At 56.5% G+C, this 21,426-nt stretch carries 13 protein-coding genes and 1 tRNA gene; 6 read left to right on the top strand and 8 right to left on the bottom strand.

Features of this window, described 5'->3' with window-relative positions:
* Entirely contained in the window at positions 1-897 is an 897-nt protein-coding gene (locus tag ABHF33_RS11155) for a D-amino acid aminotransferase (RefSeq protein ID WP_348944042.1), read from the bottom strand.
* A 201-nt stretch (positions 898-1,098) separates the two neighbouring features.
* Here ABHF33_RS11155 and ABHF33_RS11150 point away from each other — a divergent pair, with 201 nt between their 5' ends.
* Positions 1,099-1,365, top strand: a complete 267-nt coding sequence (locus ABHF33_RS11150) for an acyl-CoA-binding protein (protein ID WP_157314224.1) — start codon at positions 1,099-1,101, stop codon at positions 1,363-1,365.
* A 90-nt stretch (positions 1,366-1,455) separates the two neighbouring features.
* Here the strand turns inward: ABHF33_RS11150 and ABHF33_RS11145 are convergent, their stop codons facing one another.
* A complete protein-coding gene (locus ABHF33_RS11145; protein WP_348944041.1) occupies positions 1,456-4,545 on the bottom strand; it encodes a bifunctional diguanylate cyclase/phosphodiesterase in 3,090 nt (1,029 codons plus the stop codon).
* 230 nt (positions 4,546-4,775) lie between these two features.
* Here ABHF33_RS11145 and ABHF33_RS11140 point away from each other — a divergent pair, with 230 nt between their 5' ends.
* Complete coding sequence (locus ABHF33_RS11140; protein ID WP_348944040.1) at positions 4,776-5,387, top strand: LysE family translocator; 612 nt, start codon at positions 4,776-4,778, stop codon at positions 5,385-5,387.
* Here ABHF33_RS11140 and ABHF33_RS11135 read toward each other — a convergent pair.
* Both ABHF33_RS11135 and ABHF33_RS11130 read right to left on the bottom strand, forming a co-directional pair.
* Complete coding sequence (locus ABHF33_RS11135; protein ID WP_348944039.1) at positions 5,381-6,010, bottom strand: hypothetical protein; 630 nt, start codon at positions 6,008-6,010, stop codon at positions 5,381-5,383. The two genes, ABHF33_RS11140 and ABHF33_RS11135, sit on opposite strands and share 7 nt — an antisense overlap.
* Positions 6,011-6,026: 16 nt before the next feature.
* Complete coding sequence (locus ABHF33_RS11130) at positions 6,027-8,171, bottom strand: CHASE2 domain-containing protein (protein WP_348944038.1); 2,145 nt, start codon at positions 8,169-8,171, stop codon at positions 6,027-6,029.
* Positions 8,172-8,303: 132 nt separating this feature from the next.
* On the opposite strand from ABHF33_RS11130, the gene ABHF33_RS11125 reads away from it, so the two are divergent.
* Positions 8,304-8,918, top strand: coding sequence for a PH domain-containing protein (locus ABHF33_RS11125; protein ID WP_348944037.1), 615 nt, complete (start codon positions 8,304-8,306; stop codon positions 8,916-8,918).
* 54 nt (positions 8,919-8,972) lie between these two features.
* Here the strand turns inward: ABHF33_RS11125 and ABHF33_RS11120 are convergent, their stop codons facing one another.
* The 3 genes from ABHF33_RS11120 to ABHF33_RS11110 all read right to left on the bottom strand — a co-directional run bounded on the left by ABHF33_RS11120 (position 8,973) and on the right by ABHF33_RS11110 (position 14,819).
* Entirely contained in the window at positions 8,973-12,032 is a 3,060-nt protein-coding gene (locus ABHF33_RS11120; RefSeq protein WP_348944036.1) for an efflux RND transporter permease subunit, read from the bottom strand.
* A gap of 140 nt (positions 12,033-12,172) precedes the next feature.
* Complete coding sequence (locus tag ABHF33_RS11115; protein WP_348944035.1) at positions 12,173-13,309, bottom strand: efflux RND transporter periplasmic adaptor subunit; 1,137 nt, start codon at positions 13,307-13,309, stop codon at positions 12,173-12,175.
* Between the two features lie 58 nt (positions 13,310-13,367).
* Complete coding sequence (locus ABHF33_RS11110) at positions 13,368-14,819, bottom strand: efflux transporter outer membrane subunit (RefSeq protein ID WP_348944034.1); 1,452 nt, start codon at positions 14,817-14,819, stop codon at positions 13,368-13,370.
* Between the two features lie 162 nt (positions 14,820-14,981).
* On the opposite strand from ABHF33_RS11110, the gene ABHF33_RS11105 reads away from it, so the two are divergent.
* On the top strand, positions 14,982-15,599 hold the full coding sequence (locus ABHF33_RS11105) for a TetR/AcrR family transcriptional regulator (protein WP_348944033.1): 618 nt from the start codon (positions 14,982-14,984) through the stop codon (positions 15,597-15,599).
* Positions 15,600-15,664: 65 nt separating this feature from the next.
* On the opposite strand, the gene ABHF33_RS11100 is transcribed toward ABHF33_RS11105, so the two are convergent.
* A complete protein-coding gene (locus tag ABHF33_RS11100) occupies positions 15,665-19,495 on the bottom strand; it encodes a response regulator (protein ID WP_348944032.1) in 3,831 nt (1,276 codons plus the stop codon).
* 211 nt (positions 19,496-19,706) lie between these two features.
* Between ABHF33_RS11100 and ABHF33_RS11095 the strand changes: the two genes are divergently transcribed.
* Both ABHF33_RS11095 and sbcB read left to right on the top strand, forming a co-directional pair.
* Positions 19,707-19,783: transfer RNA gene (locus ABHF33_RS11095), tRNA-Pro, on the top strand.
* Positions 19,784-19,963: 180 nt separating this feature from the next.
* Positions 19,964-21,391, top strand: a complete 1,428-nt coding sequence (gene sbcB, locus ABHF33_RS11090; protein WP_348944031.1) for an exodeoxyribonuclease I — start codon at positions 19,964-19,966, stop codon at positions 21,389-21,391.
* Positions 21,392-21,426: the final 35 nt, after the last annotated feature.

The following is a 21,426-nucleotide window of genomic DNA, read 5'->3' as shown; positions in this document are numbered from 1 at the left end:
TCAGTCCTCACCACGGCGCATCACCGTGGCTTTGTAGGTTTGATAAATCGACAGCATTTGCTGGTATATGGGGCCAGGTTTGCCATTTCCTACTGGCAAGCCGTCAAGTTCGACAATGGGCAAAATTTCTTTCGATGATGAAGTCAGCCATACCTCGTCAGCATCACGCAGCATGGCCTCGCTCACCTCGCCCAGCACCAGCGCCAACTGATGCTGCTCTGCCAGCTCGATTACCAGCTCGTAGGTAATCCCGGCCAGCATCAGCTCACTGGTTTGCGGCGCATAGATCACGCCATTTTTAACAATAAAAATATTGCTCGCCGCGCCTTCGATCATCAGGGCTTCTTCCCCTTGTCTGCCATCGCGCAGCATGATGGCTTCTGCCGCACCCGCCTCCACCGCTTGCTGTTTGGCCAGCACATTGGCCAGCAGCGAGATCGCCTTAATGTCACAACGCAGCCAGCGGATATCGCGCGTAGTGACAGCGGCAACGCCTTGCGCACACAGCGCAGCAGCCGGCATCTCCAGCGGGTCGCTAAATGCAAACACCGTCGGCGCGGTGTCCGTCGACGGAAAAGCATGATTGCGCGGATAAGCTACGCCGCGCGTAATCTGCAGGTATACCGACTGGTCGGCAAAATCCTGCTGAGCCACCAGTTGCAACACAATCTGCCGCCACACAGCCAGCTCATGCGGATTGGCAATCCCCACCGCCGCCAAGCTGCGCGCCAGACGCTGCAGGTGCTCATCCAGCCGGAAAACGCAGCGCGAATACACCGGAATCATTTCATACACACCATCGCCAAACAAAAAACCTCTGTCCAGCACCGGGATTTTCAGCTCGTTCAGTGGCGCAAACTGGCCATTCAGATAAGCAATCAGATTTGGGGTGTGCATCAGATGAACTCCTTGAAGAGTCTGTTGGCGCTTGCTTTGCCGTCTGCAAAACCAAGCATCGACAGACTCGAATTATATTTTACCCTTTTTCATGCACAGACCGACAGCGCAAGGCGTCAGCGGTCGGCGCAGGGCTTGGCACGCCGGGATTTGCTGCCTATACTGGTCACAATTTCAAACGATCGTTTTACCGGAGGTTTTATGTCTGAACTGGCTCAACGCTTTCAAACCGCACAAAACGAAGTGGTCGAACTGAACGAAGCGCCTGATGTACAAACCAAACTCAAGCTGTACGCCCTGTACAAGCAGGCGAGCGAAGGTGATGTCCAAGGCGAGCGCCCTTCAGCCATTCAGTTTGTAGCGCAAGCCAAATTTGACGCCTGGGCCAAACTGGCGGGGCTGGATCGCGAGCAGGCCATGCAAAGCTATATTGATCTGGTGGAAGAGCTCAAAGCCAACGACGATTAAGCCCGTGCTGTCCCAAACAAAATGCCACGCAAAGACGTGGCATTTTGTTTGGGTATCGCATCAACCTAGCATCAAAAATGACTCGGGCGATTACTCCGGAATGACTGTGGTCATTTCAATCTCGGGTAGCTTGAGCTGCCGCTGCTCTTGCAGCAATTGCCGGAATTCATCGGCACGAACCGGGCGGCTAAACAGATAACCCTGAATCGAATCAGTTTTGGCACGGCGCAAAAATTCCAGCTGCAGCTCGGTTTCAACACCTTCAGCCAGCACCGACATCCCCAGCGTTTTGCCCAGACCAATAATCGCCAGCACAATGGCCGCATCGTTTGGATCGGAGCTGATATCGCGGACAAAGCTTTGATCCACTTTGAGCTTATTAAAGGCAAAGCGTTTCAGATACGACAAGCTGGAATAACCAGTACCAAAGTCATCAAGCGAGAGCTTGACCCCCAGCTGCTTGATACCATGCAACATGGCCATGACATGCTCGACTTCCTGCATCACGACCGATTCGGTGACTTCCAGCTCCAGATATTTGGCATCCAGCCCGGCGGTATCGAGCGCGTCCTGAATCAGATCCAGCAAATTGGCCTGATGCAACTGCAAAGGCGACAGATTCACGGCAATCGTAATCGGCGGCAAACCATCTCTTTGCCATTGCGCGGCCAGCTCGCAAGAGCGACGCAAAATCCAGTTACCCAATGGCACAATCATGCGCGACTCTTCGGCAATCGGGATAAATTTGCCGGGCGGCACCAGCCCCTGCGTCGGGTGATTCCAGCGGATCAGCGCTTCAGCGCCAATAATCCCGCCCTGATCCAGCCCAACTTGCGGCTGAAAATACACTTCGAATTCACCGCGATCCAGCGCTTGGCGCATGCTGGTTTCCAGGCTTAGACGCTCGGACGCTCTGGCATTCATATCTGCAGTGAAAAATTGGTAATTATTGCGGCCATTGCTTTTGGCCTGATACATGGCCACGTCGGCATTTTTGATCAGCTCGTCAGCATCCTGACCGTCATCCGGGTACACGCTGATACCGATTGAGGTGGACGTCGCAAAATTGCCCGCCTCAAGCACAAACGGCTCGCCAAACGACGCCAGAATCCGCTCGGCCACGTCTCCGGCGACCAGCGCATTGGGCAGATCGGCCAGCACCAGCACAAATTCGTCGCCGCCCAGGCGCGACAGAATATCCTGCTTGCCCACAATGCTGCGCAAACGCAGCGCAACTTGCGCCAGCACCATATCGCCCGCCGCATGGCCCAATGAATCATTAATCGTTTTAAAGCGATCCAGATCCAGAAACAGCAAGGCCAGTTTGCGTTTGTAGCGCTCGGCAGAAGCCAGCGCAAGGCGCAACTCGTCGCGCAGCAAATTACGGTTGGCCAGCCCGGTGACGGTATCAAAATTGGCCAGCTCGGTAATGCGATCCTGCGCTTCCTTACGCTCGGTAATATCGGTCATGGTGCCGATCAGGCGGCTCGGTTTGCCTCGTGAATCAAAATCGACAAACTTGCCACGGGTCTGATACCAGCGAAACTCGCCCAGTTTGGTCCGGCGGCGAAAATCGACGGTAAATTGGGCCGAATTGCCGACATAGTAATCACGATAAGCCGAGACTGCCTGTTCGCGATCGGTAGGATGAAGCTGCTCTTTCCATTTCTCGAATGTTTCAATGAGCTCGCCTGGCTGATAGCCGAGCAATTTATCGTACTCGGGGCTGGTCACGGCTGTGCGGCGACCATCGAGCGGCATATCAAACAAACCGGTATTCGAGGCTTCCAGTGCCAGACGCAATTGCTGCTCGGATTTGCCGATGGCTTCTTCGGCCATGCGGCGCTCGGAAATATCGCGTACCACGGCACAGTTGTATTCCTGCCCCTGGAACAGAATATAGTTCGAGTGCATTTCGCTAGGAAACTCTTCACCCGTACGGGTACGCAGCACAATCTCGTCAAACAGATGACGGTGATGCCGCAGTTTTTGCCAGAATTTGGGCCATCCATCCGCTTTGAAATTGGGGTGAATATCGCGAAAACGCATCGCCATCAGCTCGCTTTCGCTGTAACCCAGCCGCTTGCTGCTGGTGGCATTAACATAGCGGATATGCCCCTGCGGATCGAGCCAGATCGCCATATCGGCACCATTTTCAACGGCAACCTTGGTTAAAAATAGCGTATCTTCGGTGCGCTCCAGACGGCGCAGCTGGCGCAAAACATAAAACAGCAATACCACGCCCGAGAGCACCAGCAACAGTGCAATCGCCACATTGACCAACGTGTCCTGCCGCCACTGGGCGAGCACCAGTTCACGATCAACGCCCACCGAAACCCCCAATGGCCAGCCCTGAACGCGACGCCAGCCATAAATCCGGGTTAGAAAATCAATTTTGCTGGTTTCATAAAAAATGCCGGTTGGCGAATCACGAAATACTTTGTCAAAAAAACTACGCTGTGAAATATCGCGCCCGATTTCTTCGTTAGCTTTGGGAAAGCGCACCAGCGAAATGCCGTCTTCACGGAATAAACGGATCACCAGCTGCCGATCCAGATTGATCGAATCGTAAAACTGCTGGTAAAAATCAGGTGCCAGACCGGCCACCAGCACTGCAGCCATCTTGGTTTGCGGGTCAGACACACTGACGACAAATGGAATCATTTCCAGTTTGCCGGTGGGATCGGTTTGCTGCTCGCCGATATAGTAAGGTGCCTGAGCACGGCTACGCATTGCGCGGAAATACGGCGCGCTGGAGAGATTGCGTGCCTCAACCGGATAAATTGTGCTGGACGCAGCCAGATCGCCATCGGGATACGCCAGCGCCAGCGTGGCAATTTGCGGATAGCGCCCTACCGTGCGCTGCAGATAGGCATGCAAACAGGCTTCGTCGCGCGCCGCCAGACAGGAGGTGAAAATCTCATCATGTGCAACGCCATTCATGGCGGACAGCGTGCCTTCCATCGAACGGCCAATGTGCTCTTCCATCGTGCGGGACAGCAGCAACATCTCTTGCTCGGCCTTGCTCAGCGCCTCCTGGCGGCTGCGCCAGGTGGACTGCGCCAGAATAGCCAGTGCAATCACGCAAACCGACAGGGATAAAAAGATCAGCACTTTACGGATTCGGCCAAATGAATAGCCGGAATCGTCAACTTGCTGATTTAATCGATTACGAGACACAGGATATTTCTCTTATAAAGGCAGAGTCGGCAATTTGAAGCGGGGTAAAACCCCATTATTTTTATGACAAAGCCCACTGAAGGCAAGCAATCATAGTAAAGCGTAGCAAAACAAGGCTTTATTTGCTGACAAAATGCTTAAACTGGGTAGCAAAATTGCAGATCACTACCCTTTAATACACGTACACAGCCGATGAGTCGGCGATCCTTATTCAAAACACACTGGACACCATGAACCTCAATCTGTGGATTATATTTCTTGCCAGTACCATTTTTATTTCAGCCACGCCAGGCCCGAATATGTTGCTGATGCTGAGCCATGGCGCCCGCTATGGCTGGCGGGCGACGCTGGCCACCATGGCCGGAGCGATCAGTGGCCTGGCTATCCTGATCGGCCTGTCTGCACTGGGCGTTGGCGCCATTTTAATGGCTTCACCTACCCTTTTTCAGGGTTTGAAACTGGTCGGTGGCGTCTACCTGATTTATCTGGGAGCGCAATGCTGGCGCGCCGGAGAAACAATGAATATGCCGGAAAAAAGCGCCAATACCGCGTATGCGCGCTACCAGACCGGCTTCACTGTCGCCTTGTCCAACCCCAAAGCCATTCTGTTTGCCGGGGCTTTTCTGCCGCAATTTATCGACCTGAATCAGCCACAAGGGCCGCAATGGCTGATTTTGCTCGTGTCTTTTTTCTGCATTGAAAGCGTATGGCAAGTGGCCTATGCCTGGGGTGGCCATCAACTGGCGCAGTGGCTGCAAGCTCCGGGACGAATCAGGCGCTTTAACCGTTGCTGCGCGCTGGCATTCTTTCTGGTCGGCGGCCTCTTGGCGCTGACTCAGTAGCGATATTGATCCGACGACGAAAAAGGCGGTTTTCGCCCCAGCAAAGCTTCAAGCATGATCAGCTCGGCGTCGGTGTGATTGCGCACGCCACCGGGACGCACTTGCGCGCCTTCCACCCAGTATGGCTTGTCGTGATGCATGGTTTTGTATTCGATCATCTGCTCTGGCGCGGCTTTCGGGGTCAGGATGGCATGCCCATAACACAGACAGACATAGGTGCCAGCGCCTTCGGCTTCTAGATAGCAGCCGGTACCACGGATTCCCAGCGTCACCGCCTGCGTTTCCAGCGTTTTTTCGCCGGGGCCAAACACCGAGAGCAATTTGCCGGTTTGCAGGCGGATAAAGCGGCTTGCGGCTTCCAGCCCCAGCTGTACCCGGCTATTTTCACGCAGCAAAAATGCGTCTTGGCCCAATACAAACACCGCGCTGGATTTCACGCCGGTTTCCACCGTATCCCCCCAGGAGACCGGCATACCCTCAGTGGCTGGGCTACCGTTGATTTTGACACTACCCTGAATCGCTCGCAGGCCGGGGCGATACAGAAAACCGCTCATTGCCCAGACACGGGACAGCGGAAACGCAGCAAGCAAAAGCATGAAAGTGCGACGACGAATGGATGCCATGAAAACCTCCCAAAAACTATTTGGACTGCCAGCTCCAGATCCCATCTGCTGGCCAGTTGGCTAAGCGAGCCTGATAGCTGTGATATAGACCATCTGGCAAGCCGAGCGCACGGCATTGCGCCAAATACTCAGCCGCCAGTACCGCATCCCCCTGCAGACAAGCCGCACGCAATGGCTGCCACGCTGCAAGCCAGCGCAGATCGCTTGCGGGTGGCAAGGTATAGAGTGAAATGGCTTGCTGCCGCCCCTTCACCCTGACCCGGTCAATCTCCAGCCAGGCGTATTGCGGTAAAGCCTGCACTAACGCCTCGGTCACCAGAAAGCCTTGCTGGTAAACACGGGTCAGGCTTTCGGTTCTGGCCGCCACATTCACCGCATCGCCCATCACGGTATAGGCGCGGCGGTAGCGCGAGCCCATATTGCCGACGCGCATCGACCCAGCATGCAGCGCAATGCCCATCGCCAGCTCGGGCCAGCCTCGCACAGCAAACTGGCGGTTCAGTTCGATCAGGCTCGATTGCATATCCAGACTGGCCTGCACCGCGTGTGCATGCTGTAGCTCATCGGCCACCGGCGCCCCCCAGAACGCCATAATCGCGTCGCCAATGTATTTATCCACCACGCCCTGATTGGCGTGGATCTGCTCGGTCATTGCGCTCAGATACAGATTGAGCAATTCGGCCAGATCATCCGGGCTCAGCTGTTCGGCAATCGCGGTGAAATCGCACACATCGGCAAACAGCACCGTCATCGACCTGACCTCCGGGCTCATACCCTGCTGCAAGGTGGCGCTATCGAGCTTGGCCACAATTTGCGGCGGGATATATTCGCCAAAACGCGCTTTGAGCAAACGGTGCTGGCGAAAAGCCAGAAAACGGCTTGCCAATACCATCCGCAGGTATAGAGCCACAACCATGATCAGAGGCCACACTACAGGCAATACCCATCTAAACTGCTGCCAGGCCCAATAGGCCTGCCCAATCAGTGCGCCAATCGCGAGTGCAAACCACAGATGGCAGCGCAAAAAATCATCGCGGGCAAAACGCCAGGCCAGCAAGCCGCCGATGATGACCATCAGTGGCAACATCAGCAGTGTGGCCAAAGGCGGCTGCCATGCCAGCTGGCCCGACAAAATGCCGATCAGCAAAGAGGCTTGCGCCTCCAGACCGGGATAAATCGGGCTCACTGGCGTAGCCCGGATATCCTGTAAGCCCGGAGCGGTCGCCCCGATCAGAACCGCCTTCCCCTGCAAGGCTGATTTGTCCACCCTGCGATGCAAAATATCCGCCGCGGAAAAGCCCGGCACAGCTCCTGCCGGGCCAAACTGGGGCAGCAGCACACGGCCAGCCGTATCAAGGCGATGGACAACACGCTGCCCAAGCCGGACGCCATCGAGCACGCGCGCGCCCGAGTCGTCACTGAGCATCAGCGGCTCAATCACCGGCGCAGCAGGATCGGCAAGGCGGGCCGCCATCCGCGCCGCCAGCGCGGGATAGAGGCGCTCCTGATAGCGGATCAGGAGCGGCACGCGCCTGACCACACCATCATCGTCAACCTGGGTATTCAGAAAGCCTGCATCGGGCAAGGCCTTGGCCAGCCCCTGCCAGTTGCCGCCAAACCCACGCGCCACCGGAAACAGATTCAAGCCGGACTCAAGCGCGATCCCCTCCGGCAATGCGCCCGACTGGCGCACTTCAGGCAGAAAATACATGCCACCCACCACAGGCAGCTGCGTCAAGGCGCGCATCAGGCGCTGCTCGGGCAGCAACAATGGCTGCAGGCGTTGTTGCCATTGCTGGCAGCGCGAGTCTTGCTCGCCGCCCAGATCACGGCATAGCGCTGCCCATTCACGCTGCAACTGATTTTGCTCGGGCTCGGCCAGCACAATATCAAGTCCGATCAACCTCACCCCGTAATCGTGAACCAAAATCTCCAGCAATTGCGCCTGCGTTTCACGCGGCCACGGCCAGCGGCCAATTTGCTGCAAGCTGGCGTCGTCAATACGGATCGTGGCCACCTGCTGCAAGGGCACGTTCCCCGTCGCCGACAGGCGTACCCGCACATCGTAGGACCAGCGCTCCAGCCCCGGCAACAAGCCTTGCGTCTGCCCCAATACCGCCATTACGATCATCACGGCGGCAACCCAGCTGCCATAGCGCATGCCCTGCTCCATCCTGAAGATGGTTTTAGTAAACGCGATTTGCACCAAATAGCAAGGTCAGCAAAAAATCCACTACAGCCCGATTTTTGACTAGACTGGTCAGGTCTCTTCACTCAAAAAAAGGAAGCCGCCATGTTTGGTAAATTAGCCGCAGATGCACTGGGATTGAGCGATATTGGCTCGGTCGTCAAAGTGGAAGACTACGACAAGGTCGACGCTGATGATTATGTGTTTCACGAAGACAGCGAGAAGATTTTCTTTCTGATCAAGTCCAAAACCGACGAATACTGCTTTACCAATAAAGCGCTGATTCATCTGGACGGCACCAGCGCGATGAGCAAAAAGCGCATGCTCTATCGCTATAGCTACCATTCAAACCCGATCACCAATGTCCATCTGGAAACCGCTGGCACGGTGGATATGGATATCGAGATCAAATTCACTTTCGGCCATAAGGAATTCTCTATCGACGTGCATAAAAAGCACCTGGAAGAATTGAAAGACCTGTACAAATCGCTGCTGCGCATCGCCGAAATCATGCACGAGAACGAGCTGATGCATGAGAACGCCAAAGCCAGCCTTGAGCTTGCCGCCACCACACTGGGTCGCGGTCAGGTCGGCGGCACGCCGGTGGTGGAAGCGTTTAAAGAGCTGAATCAAACCGCGTTTAGCTGGCTCTCCGCTGCGCAGCAGAAATACATCGTCAAGGATTTTGGCTTTGTATTTGAACGTTATCTCAAAGCGTAAATTTCTAAACGTATAAAAGTAAAAAGGGCTTTGCCATCGCAAAGCCCTTTTTGTTTAGGCCACTTGTGCCTTCTTGCGTTTTCGCGCCCACCATTGCACGAAATCATCGACAAAGGTAAACACCACCGGAATCACCAGCAAGCTAAGGAAAGTTGAGGTAATCAAGCCGCCGATCACCGCAATCGCCATTGGCGAACGAAAACTCGAATCCGCCCCCCAGCCCAGTGCAATTGGCAACATACCCGCGCCCATTGCAATCGTCGTCATCACAATCGGCCGCGCCCGTTTATGGCACGCGTCCATCAGCGCATCAAAGCGGTTTTTCCCTTCGCGCCTTGCGACAATCGCGTACTCCACCAGCAAGATCGAGTTTTTGGTCGCAATCCCCATCAACATAATCAGGCCAATCAAGGACGGCATCGCAAACGCGCTATTGGCAATCAAGAGCGCAACAAAGGCACCGCCAATCGACAACGGCAACGCCGCCAGAATCGTCACCGGCTGCATAAAGTCGCGGAACAGCAGCACCAGCACCATATAAATGCACAGCACACCGGTCAGCATCGCCAAACCAAAACTCGCAAACAGCTTTTTCATCTCTTCGGCATCGCCAAACTCGGCGCGCGTTACGCCTGCAGGCAGATTTTTGAGTGCAGGTAATTCATCCAACTCGGCACTGACCTCACCCAAGGTACGGCCATTGAGTTCGACGTCAAAAATCACATTACGCGCCCTATCGTAGCGGCTGATCAGGCTAGGACCGCTGGAGATTTCTACATCTGCCACCTGCCCAAGCATCACATCGCCCTGAGTCGATGGCACAGTCAAACGCTTGATCGCCTCCAGATCGGTGCGGAATGTATCGGGCAAACGCACCACTATAGGCACCTGACGCTCGGGTAAATTGAGCTTGGCCAGCGCAGTGTCAAAATCACCGACCGTCGCCACACGGATCGTATTGGCAATCGCCAGACCGGTTACGCCCAGATCGGCCGCTTTGCCCATATCGGGACGAATAATCACCTCAGGGCGAACCAGACTCGCACTCGATGTAATCGCACCAACGCCTTGCAGCGTGCGCAAATCCTGCTCAACATTTTTGGCCGCCAGCGCCAGGCTTTCCGGGTCATCCGATTTGATAATCATCTGCAGCTTTTCACCCGATTGCCCCAGACCGATCTTGACGCGCGCGCCAGGTAAAACGGCCAGCGCTTCGCGCAGATTTTTCTCAATCTGCGTTTTCTTGATCGGCCGCTCGGTGCGATCAGCCAGCGTCAGCGTGATGCTGGCCTTGTTCACCCCGCTTGAACCACCGGCAAACGGATCACTCCCGGCCTTGCCGCCGCCAATCGCCGTGTAAATACGAGTGATATAAGGCTGCTTTTCCAGAATATGCCGCGCCTGCTCGGTGACCGCAAAGGTATCTTGCAAGGTCGCGCCCGGTGGCAGCTCAATATTCACCAGCGTTTGTGATCGATCATCGGCCGGTACAAAGCCGGTGGGCAGCAGCGGCACCAGCGCCAGCGAGCCAACAAAGAACAGAATCGACAAGGCCGCCGTCGTTTTACGATGCCGCAAGCACCATTCGGCCCACTTCAGATAGGTCTGCATAATGCGACCTTCTTTTTCCTGCGTCAGAATCGGCTTAAGCAAATACGCCGCCATCATCGGCGTGAGCAAACGCGCGACCACCAGCGAGGCCATCACCGCCAGCGCCGCAGTCCAGCCAAAAGAGATAAAGAATTTACCCGGAATGCCGCCCATAAACGCCGTCGGCAAAAACACCGCCACCAGTGCAAAAGTGGTCGCAATCACCGCCAGACCGATTTCATCAGCCGCTTCCATCGCCGCCTGATACGGGGTTTTGCCCATGCGCAAATGGCGCACGATGTTTTCAATCTCGACAATCGCGTCGTCAACCAGAATCCCGACCACCAGTGCCATCGATAGCAAGGTCACGGTATTGAGGGTGAAGCCCATGTAATGCATGCCGATAAACGTCGGCAAGACCGACAAGGGCAAGGCGGCGGCCGACACCAGCGTGGCGCGCCAGTCGCGCAGGAAAAACCACACCACCACAATCGCCAGCAATGCGCCTTCGTACAGCAGCATCATTGAGCCATCAAACTCATCCTGCACCGGCTTGGCCATATCGTAGGCCTGCGTAATTTGCAGCGTCGGGTGTTCGGCCTTGAGTTGTGCCAGCACTTTCTGAATCAGCGCCGCCACTTCGGTTTCGCTGGCACCGCGTGAACGCGTGATCTCGAACCCCACCACCGGCTTGCCATCAAGCTGGGCAATCGTGCGCCGCTCGGCCACGGTATCGGAAATCGTCGCCACTTGATCGAGCCGGATGCGGCGGCCATCGCCCAGCGCCAGCTCAGTGCTGGCGAGCTCAGCGGCCGTTTGCACCGTGGCAATCGTGCGCAGCGCCTGCTCGGCCCCGGCCAGATCGGTACGGCCACCGGATGAGTCGCGTTGCGTCATTGCCAGCTGGCGCGAAATATCGCTGCTGGTCACGCCCAACGCGCTCATGCGCTCGGGGTCAAGCTCGATACGCACTTCACGCGTGACACCGCCAACGCGCGACACCTGCCCAACGCCGGAAACCGAACGTACCAGCCGGGTGATTTTATTATCAACAAACCACGACAGCTGTTCTTCATCGAGCTGCGGATCGGCGACGGTAAACACCAGAAACGGCACGCCGGAAAATTCAACCTTGCCAATAATCGGGTCTTTCAAATCGGCGGGCAGATCGCCGCGCACATTCGATACCGCGTCCCGCACGTCATCGACCGCTTCATTGATCGGTTTTTCCAGCTCGAATTCAACCGTCATGCCGACGACGCCGTCGGTGATATTGCTGTAAACGTGCTTGACGCCCTGCAGCGCCGACACCGAGTTTTCGATTTTGCGCGCCACTTCGGTTTCCAGCTGGGCAGGCGCAGCCCCATCGAGGACGGCAGTGACGGTGACCATCGGCAATTCGATGTCAGGAAAGTCCTGCACCTTCATCGCTTTGAACGACCACAGCCCGGCAATGGACAGCAAGACAAACAGCATAATTGCCGGTATCGGGTTTTTAATCGACCACGCAGAAAAATTCATCATGCATCCTTGGCAAATATACCAACACAGGTATATCGACAGCGATATTGATTATCAAGGGCTACAGAGCAATACCCTTGGTTTAACAACAAAAACAAAGTACCCACGCGGGCCGCTGGTGCGGGAACACGTGTGCTGGCTGATTACTTCACAACACGGACGGTATCGCCATCAGCCAGAAAGCCTGCGCCAGATGCCACTACCTGGGCATTGGCCGCAATGCCGCTCACTTCCATCAGCCCTTGCGCCTGCCGCCCCAGCTGCACCCGTACCTGCTTCACTTTGCTCGTACCCTGTTTGGCAGCGGCGTCGATCACAAACACATTGGCAAAACCGTCACGCAGCAAAATCGCGCTACCGGGCAAAGTGATGGCTTTGGCCTGCCCAACGGCGATCTGCCCTTTGGCAAACATCCCCGGTTTGGCCGCGCCAAGCGCTGCGTCGTCATTTTTAACGTCGATGTACACGATCAGATTACGCGTGCGGGTATCGACCGTTGGTGCGATCTGGCGCACCTGGCCGCTCAGCGTCTTGCCACTGGCGACCGTTAAAGTCGCATTCTGCCCGACTTTGATGCGCGCACTTTCACTGGCCGTCACTTCGGCCTGCCATTCCAGCCGACCTTTGCGCACCAGTTTGAACAAATCCTGCCCCGGCTGGCTGACCGAGCCCAAGGTCGCGCTACGGCCGGAAATCACGCCATCATCGGGCGAAACAATCCGGGTTTGATTCAGCCGCGCCTGCGCGCTCACCAGCTGCGCCTTGGCGGCGGCCACGCGCGCTTGCGCAGTGCGCTCTTGCGTCATCGCTTGCGTAATTTGCTGGGCACTCAATGAGCCGGTCGTACCCAGTTGGCGCACGCGGTTGGCGTTTTCCTGCGCTTCATTGAGCGCCGCCTCGGCTTCGGCCAGCGCGGCCTTCACTTGCAGTAATTCGGCTTGAATCGTTTCGTCGTTGTAGCGCGCCAGTAGCTGGCCTTTTTTCACCACATCACCAATCTGCGCATTCACTTCCACCAGTCGCAAGCCGCCAATTTCGGTACCGATTTGCGATTCCTGCCACGCCACGACATTGCCATTGGCCAACACGTTCTGCGCCCACTCCATCACCTTGGGCGTAATCAGCTTGACGGTCAGCACCGCCTTGGCCGGGCTGGCGGCATCCGGTTTTTTATCCGCATTGGCCACGGCGTAGCCAGCCATGCCAATCACAGTCAGCGCGGCCAATACACTGACCACCATGCGACGTTGCGCGGGAAGACGTTCTAGCAAACGATTCATTACCCTACTCCAGTATCTTTATGTAATCTGCTCAGCGTATTACCTACAAGGCAATACCCTATTTATTTGCAAGTAATTGGGTCTCATCAAGCGGCCACTCGCCACCCACCGATTTATACAAGGCAATCCAGTTCGCCAATTGCTCGCGCTGCAAGTTGATCAGGCGGGTTTGAGTGCCAAGCAGGAAACGGCGAGACACTTCCAGATCAAGCAGACTGGCCGCTCCGGCTTGCCACATCGCCTCGCCCGAGTCGAGCTGCTTTTGGTAACCTGCCACCGCGCGCTGCGTAGCGGCGACGCGCTGGGCCGAGCTATTGAGCCGTACCATGTTTTCTTCCACTTCACGCACAGCCAGCCGCACGCGCTGCTGATACGCCGCCAGCGCCTGATCGTAGCGCGCTTGTGCGGCTTCCTGATCGGCTTTAAGCCGCCCGGCGTTAAAAATCGGCAGCTTGATCGTCGGGCCAAAAGACCAGCTATTGCCCGATACCGTCACCCCGTCGTTCTGCTGCCTGCCTATGCTGATGGCACCAAACAAACTGAGCGATGGCAGGCGCGCCACTTCGGCCACGCCCACATCGGCAGCGGCCATTTTGACTTGTTCGGCCGCACCACGAACATCAGGGCGCTGGGCAATCACTTCGGCAGGTAGGCTGGCGACGGTAAAGCCCACGGCTTGCGGCATGATTCGCGTAGCCGGATCAAGGGCTGCAAGTTGCAGACGCACTTCGCTCTCTTCCAGGCCGGTCAACGCCACCAGCGCCTTGACCGCCAGCGCCTGCCCTTCGTGCATTTCGGCCAATTGCGCTTGCGCATCGGCGCTGCTGGCGTCAAGCAACGCAACGTCAACCGGGCTGGCCAGACCAACGCGTTCTTTATCCTGTGTCAGTGCCAGGCTACGATCGCGCGAGGCCAGATCCTGCGCCACAATCGCGCCCATGGTCTGATAAGCACGGTAAGTGACATAGGCATTGGCCACTTCGGCCGCCATGCTGGCGCGGGCGTCGTGCCACTCGGTTTCGCGCGCGGCCAAATTGGCCAGCAAGCCTTGCTCGGCGGCGCGCACGCCGCCCCATAAATCAATTTCCCAGCTGGCATCCAGCCCGAGCGAACCGGCCTTGCTGATCGCGCCGGGTGGAGCCAGCTCGTTTTTGCTGCGCGTGCCCGCTGCGCTGCCGGTCAGCGTAGGCCACAAGTACGCCTTGGCCGAATACGCCTTGGCGCGCGCTTCGCGTATCCGCGCCTGCGCCAGTTGCAAAGTTGGGTTTTCCTGCTGCGCGGCGATTTGCAATTGAATTAAAACGGGGTCATTCCAAGCTTGCCACCACTGCGCCTGCTCGGCGAGGCGCTCAGCCAGTGGCGCGCTACTTTGCAGGGGATTTTGCAAACTGGCTTGCCATTGCAAAGCCTTAGGGTCGAGCTGGGCAGACGTCGGGGTGGGCAAATTGACAGCGCAAGCACTGAGCAGGCTTGCCAACACACTCACTGAGAGCATCAAACGGAGTGACATGGAACTGCGTTCCTCATTGGGACACACACGATCTAAGCCGCAGCCATCAAAGCAATCTTGAAACAGGCAGCGGCACTGAATTGGGATTTACGAGCAAAGATGCTAAACTGACTGAACGGTTCGGTCAATACGCCGTTTGAATATATTTCTGGAAGCCCTGTCATGTCAGATCAGCAAAACACTAGCAAACTCAGCGAAAGCAAGCGTCAGCAAATTATCGACGGGGCGCGTGACGTTTTCATGGCCAAAGGCTTTGCCGCCGCCAGCATGGAGCAGATTGCCAAAGCCGCCGGGGTCTCCAAAGGCACGCTATACAATTACTTTGAAAACAAGGAAATGCTCTACGTCGCGCTGATTCAGGGCGAGTGCTGTAAAAGCGAACAGCATGAGTTACCTGAGCATTTTTCGGAGACGTCGCCCGAGCAGGTGCTGGAGCAGATCGGCCAGCAATGGCTGATCAGCCTGCTTGATCCGCAGCAAAGGGCGCTGTTTCGCACGGTGCTGGCCGAAGCCTTGCACTTTCCTCAGCTCGGGCAAGCCATCGAGCACAACGGCCCGGCCATTGCACACGCCAATCTGGCGCGCTATCTGGCGCATTTAAATGACACTGGCCTGCTGAACGTGAGCGACACCGCACTGGCCTCCGAGCAGTTTTTTGCGCTCTGCGACGCCGGTATTGTGCGCAAAATGCAGCTATCAGTGGCCGAGCCCACGGCCGAAGTGATCAAACGGCAGGTCAGCAGCGCGGTGGTGGTGTTTTTGAAAGCCTACCGCAGCTGATATACCTAACTAGGTATTGCCTTGAAGGGCATGCAGATAGTGATCTTTAAGAACATACCCAAAGATCAATTCATCACCACACCATTGCGCCATAGCTGCAGTTTTTCTTCCAGCGCCTGCTGGTTCAATGGTTTGGACAGAAAATCATTCATTCCTGCCTGCAGGCAGGCATCCCGGTCGGCCTGCATGGCGTTGGCAGTTAGCGCAATAATCGGCATGGTGTCAAACCGGCTTTGCGTCCGGATTAATCTGGCCGCAGTCAGGCCATCCATCACCGGCATCTGCATATCCATAAACACCAGATCGTAGGACGCTTGCTGCAATCTGGCGATGGCTTCTGCGCCATGCTGCGCCGTATCCACCCGGCAGCCGATGGCTTCGAGCATTTTCACGGCGACAAGCTGGTTGATCGGGTTATCCTCGGCCAGCAAGACCGAGAGCTGGCACTGGCGAATTTCGCGCACGGTATGGCGCGTCACCAGCTGGTTGGAATGCCCGTTTCTGATCACCAGCTGCAGCATTTCGTACAAGTCGCGCTGATGAATGGGCTTGTTCAGAAAGCCATTGCAACCAGCCGCCTGAGCGCGGCCTGCATCGCCACGCTGACCGACCGCAGTGAGCATCACGATGGGCAGCGACTCAAACGCTGGCGTTTCCTTGATGCGGCGCGCCAGTTGTTCACTATCTTCGCCCGGCAGCTGGAAATCGAGCAAGAGCATGGCATAGGGCTGACCAGCCTGCTGCGCAACAGCCAGCGCATCGAGCACCTGTTCGGCGGATACCACCACATCCGGGAGCATGCCCTTGCGTTGCAATAGCTCGCGCAGCAGCTCGCCATTATTGCGATGCCGCTCGGCAATCAGCACCCGCTGCCCGCTCAGATCAGCGCTGCGCACGGCCAGCGGGTAAACCCCCTCCCCCAACTGCAAGCGGGCGGTAAACCAGAATTCCGAGCCCTGGTCCAGATGGCTTTCCACGCCGATGTGCCCGCCCATCAGATTGGCCAGCTGCTTGGAAATCGCCAACCCGAGGCCGGAGCCGCCAAAGCGGCGGGTAATCCCGGCATCGACCTGGCTAAAACTCTGGAACAGGCAAGCGAGCTGCTCGGGCGCAATGCCGATGCCGGTGTCGCGCACGGTAAAGCGCAGCGTAATCTCCTTACCCGCCTGCTCCTGCAAGCCAATATGTACATCCACTTCGCCCTGCTCGGTAAATTTGATCGCGTTGCCGGTCAGATTAATCAAAATCTGCCGGATACGGCCCGGGTCGCCCACCACGCGCTGCGGCACGTTTTCATCGATCCGGCATAAAAATTCGACGCCGTTCTGCTGCGGCTTGATGGCCATCATGTCGGCAAAATCATCGATCATGCTGTGCAGATCAAACTCGATCGGATCAAGGTCAAGCTTGCCGGCCTCGATTTTGGAAAAATCCAGAATATCGTTGATCACGCTGAGCAAAGCGTCACCGCTGGCTTGAATGGTTTCGATGTATTTGCGTTGCGCGTCGTTCAGCGGTGTATCGAGCAGCAATTGCGCCATGCCTAGTACGCCGTTCAGCGGAGTGCGGATTTCATGGCTCATATTGGCGACAAACATGCTTTTGGCTTTGCTCGCCGCTTCGGCATTCTGTCTGGCCTGTCTGAGCTCCAGCTCAACGCGCTTTTTCGCCGTGATGTCGCTTTCGATGGCAATAAAGCCTTGCAGAAAATTAAGCCCGTCAAAAATCGGGTTGCACTGGATGCTGACCCAATACGGCGTGCCATTCCGGTGATAATTAATCAGCTCAACGTCAAACGGCTGCCTGCGCATCAGGCATTGCGCCATGTATTGCACCGTGGCGGCATCGGTGTCCGGCCCCTGAAAGAGCGCACCCGGACGCTGCCCGGCCAATTCGTTCAAGCTATAACCGGTCATCATCTGCAGTGCTGTATTGGCCCATTCAATCGCACCGCTGGCGTCGGTAATGATGACGCCATTGCTGGTGTGGCTAGCCACCAGCGACAGCCTTTGCATGGCCATGTTCAGCATGCGGCGCTCGGTAATATCCTGCACCAGCCCTGTCCAGCACACTTCCTGATTGTCGAATTTGCGCGCTATCGATTCAAAACGCACCCATTTTTCGCGCTGATTGAGACAAAGCCGACCTTCCCAGTGCAGTGGCGTCAGGTTGAAATTAGCCGCTTCATTGCTGGCGGCAAACGACATCAGATCGTCGGGATGAATCAGCGTGAGCAAAAGACCGGGGTTGGCCAGAAAATCGGCCTCGCTGGTTTCGAATATTTCGCAAAACAGCTGATTGACCAGCTCAAACCGGATCGGCACTCGCTCCGGATGCAACCAGTCCTGCTCCTGCCATTCATTGATGGGCTGCACGCGAAAGCGAAATACACCAGCAGGTTGCGTATTGATAATGTCGGACAATAAACCGCGCTCGTAATCGCGCTGCAACTGCGCTTCTTTTTGCTCGGTAATATCGCTAAAGACGCTGTACACCACGTCGTCGTCCTGCTCGCTGCCGCGACAACGCGGATAGGCGTCGATATTGAGCCAGCGATACGCCTGCTTTTGCGGATGAAACACGCCCATCACCGCATCACGAATCGTCTGCCCGCTGCTGATCGCCAGCATGGCCGGATGGGTGTGCACCGGATACGGGCGGCCATCTTCGTGGATCGCATTCTGGCTCGGGTCGAGCGACTTTCGAGCGAGCAATTGCGCCTTGCTCAAGCCCAGTAGCTCGCACGCCGCCGGATTGGCCTCGATCACGCAGCCATCGGCGCGCTGCATCACAAAGCCTTGCGATATATGCGCAAACAGGTCCTGCAGCAAATGGCTGCTTTTAGCCAGCGCCACTTCACGCGCCTGGCGCTGCAAAGTCACGCCGATCCAGCGCGCCAACAGCAGGACAAAATCATCGTCACTGCCGTCAAAACGCTGCGCGCGCGGCTGCGGCGACGAGAAGTTCAGCGTGCCATAGCGTTCGCCATCCACCCAGACCGGGCAGCCGATATAGCTTTCCAGGCCAAATTTCTGATAACACGGGTGGCGCGCATGCGGCGACTGCGCCATATGGTCAATATGCAGCACCTCATTGCTGGCCAAAGCCAGGCTGCAATAGGTATCGCCCAAAGGAAAAACCATGCCGTCCTGCAACTCGGACCCCGGACAGGTCTGCGCCACAATGCTGTACTGCTCGCCCTGAATGCGGCTGATAATGCCAAATGGCAAGTCCAGATACTGGCTGGCCAGGCGCAGCGCCGATTGCAGCTGCACTTGCGCACTATCACTGGGCAGGGACGCAATTTCATTGAGCGAGCGCACTGCCGCTTCCTTGCGGATCAATTGGGCTTGCTGTGCCTGTTGAACCTGCTGATAGCGCTGGCTGGCCACCAGTTGGGCAATGGTGGTCGACAAAGGCTCAAGCACATCGACCATCTCCGGCGTATAGCCCTGCTGGCGATTGGCCAAGCCCAGCAGCGCCACCATCGTACTACCGTAAAAAATCGGTACGCCTAGAAAACAGTTCAGCGGCGGATGGCCCGGCGGCAAACCACCGGAGCGCGGATCATTAGCGGGGTCATTGGCAATCACCACCTGGCCGCTGAGCATGGCGGCACCAAACAGCGTTTTCATATTGCTGAAGGTCATGCCTTTCATCGCCTGCCGGTCATAAGCGGGCAAGGTCGAATCGGCCCATGCCATCTCGCTCATCGCGCAGCTTTGCAGATAAGGCTGCCCGTCCGGGCGAAACAGCACCTCGCCGATAAAGCCGTATTCGCTTTCGGTCAGCTCCAGCAGATCGCTCAGCAGGCTTTCAAATGCAGCGTAGCGGTTTTGTTCATCGACAAAACCCGCTTGTGCACGCGTGATCGCCGCCAGTATTTTCGACAACATGCCACAACCTTCTTGCTTGTCAGGCTAAAAATCCAGATTAATGCTTTCACAAGCCATTAGCAAAATATCATCGCAGCTTGCTGCGCTGCCGATGGCTGCAGGCGAAAAAACATTAAAAATAAAATCAGATATTTAGACAAAAACCCGGAAAAATTTGGTCAGCATAGCTTGACGCAAGCTGGCCTCATCGGTATAGTTCGCAACCTCTAGTCGGGGCGTAGCGCAGCCCGGTAGCGCACCTGGTTTGGGACCAGGTGGTCGTGAGTTCGAATCCCACCGCCCCGACCAGAAACCAGATAAAAACGCCGAAAGGCGTTTTTTTTCGTCCAGCGTTTTGTCTTTCTCCATTCCCACCCGGCGCTGCGGGCGCTATCATAAACGCCATTCACACCCCCTAGCCGACCAACACCGAAGGTATATTGCTACATACCAATACCAGCAAGCCTTGCGGACACATACCCAAAGACCATGGCATATACATTTCTCTGGCACGATTACGAAACTTTTGGCGTCAACCCCAAGCTGGATCGCCCTGCACAGTTTGCCGGTGTGCGCACCGACGCCGAGCTGAACGAAATCGGCCCGGCCATCAATCTGCACTGCCAGCCTGCCAACGATTATCTGCCAGCGCCCGAGGCCTGCCTGCTGACCGGGATTACGCCGCAATTCTGTCTGGAAAATGGCATTGCCGAATACCAGTTTGCCGACGCCATCGAGCGCGAGCTGGCGCAAGCCGAAACCATTGGCGTGGGCTACAACACCATCCGTTTTGACGACGAAGTCACGCGTTTTATGTTCTGGCGCAATCTGATCGACCCGTACGCGCGCGAATGGCAAAACGGCTGCGGCCGCTGGGATTTGCTTGATGTCGTGCGTGCGATGTACGCACTGCGCCCGGACGGAATTCAATGGCCGCAACACGAAGATGGCCGCGTCAGCTTTAAACTCGAGCATCTAACCCAAGCCAACGGCCTCGCGCATGAAGCGGCGCACGATGCCTTATCCGACGTGCGCGCCACCATCGCACTGGCCAGACTGATCCGCACAGCGCAGCCCAAGCTGTTTGATTTCTGCCTTGGCTTGCGCAGCAAGCAGCGTGTTTTTGACGAAATCAACGTCGCTCAGCCACGGCCACTCGTTCATATCTCAGGCATGTACGGCGTCGAACGGGGCAATCTGGCCCTCGTCTGGCCGTTGGGCGTACATCCGACGAATAAAAATGAAATCATCGTCTGGGATCTGGCGTTTGATCCGAGCGAGCTATTTGGCCTTGATGCCGCCGAGATTCGCCGCCGGATGTTCAGCAAGCAGGACGAGCTGGGCGATGTAGCGCGGCTGCCGATCAAAACCATCCACGCCAATAAATCACCGATTGTCGTTGGCAATCTGAAAGTGCTGCGAGCCGATGACATCGCACGCTGGAATATTGATCTGGAAGCCATCAACGCCAACGCGGCGAAATTACAAGCAGCACCAGCGTTGCCTTGGAGCGAGGTGTTTGCACGCGAAGCGATGGAAAAGCAGGATGTGGACGCCAATCTCTACGGCGGCTTTGTTTCCAACACCGACCGGCGAACGCTAACCCGCTTGCGCGGACTGAACGGCGAGCGGCTGGCGAGCGAAATCGTGCACTTTGAAGATCGCCAGCTTGAAGAGCTATTTTTCCGCTATCGGGCGCGCAATTTCCCGCACACGCTGAACGAAGAAGAAGCGCAGCGCTGGGAGCAATGGCGCACGGCACGGCTATTTGACGGCGCCGCCAATGCACTGACGCTGGAAGCGTATAGCGAGGAAATTGATCGGCTGGCCGAAACGCTGCCGGAAGGCGACGAGCGCGCCGAGGTTATTCTGGCCGCGCTGTATGATTATGCCGAGCAGATTGCCCCCGAATTCTGAGTGGCGCAGCAAAACCCAGACGAGAAACCGGCCAA

Source organism: Chitinibacter sp. FCG-7 (genome assembly GCF_040047665.1).
Classification (GTDB): Bacteria; Pseudomonadota; Gammaproteobacteria; order Burkholderiales; family Chitinibacteraceae; genus Chitinibacter; species Chitinibacter mangrovi.
The sequence above is the reverse complement of the archived record's forward strand: the minus strand, read 5'-3'. Positions and strand labels throughout refer to the sequence as shown.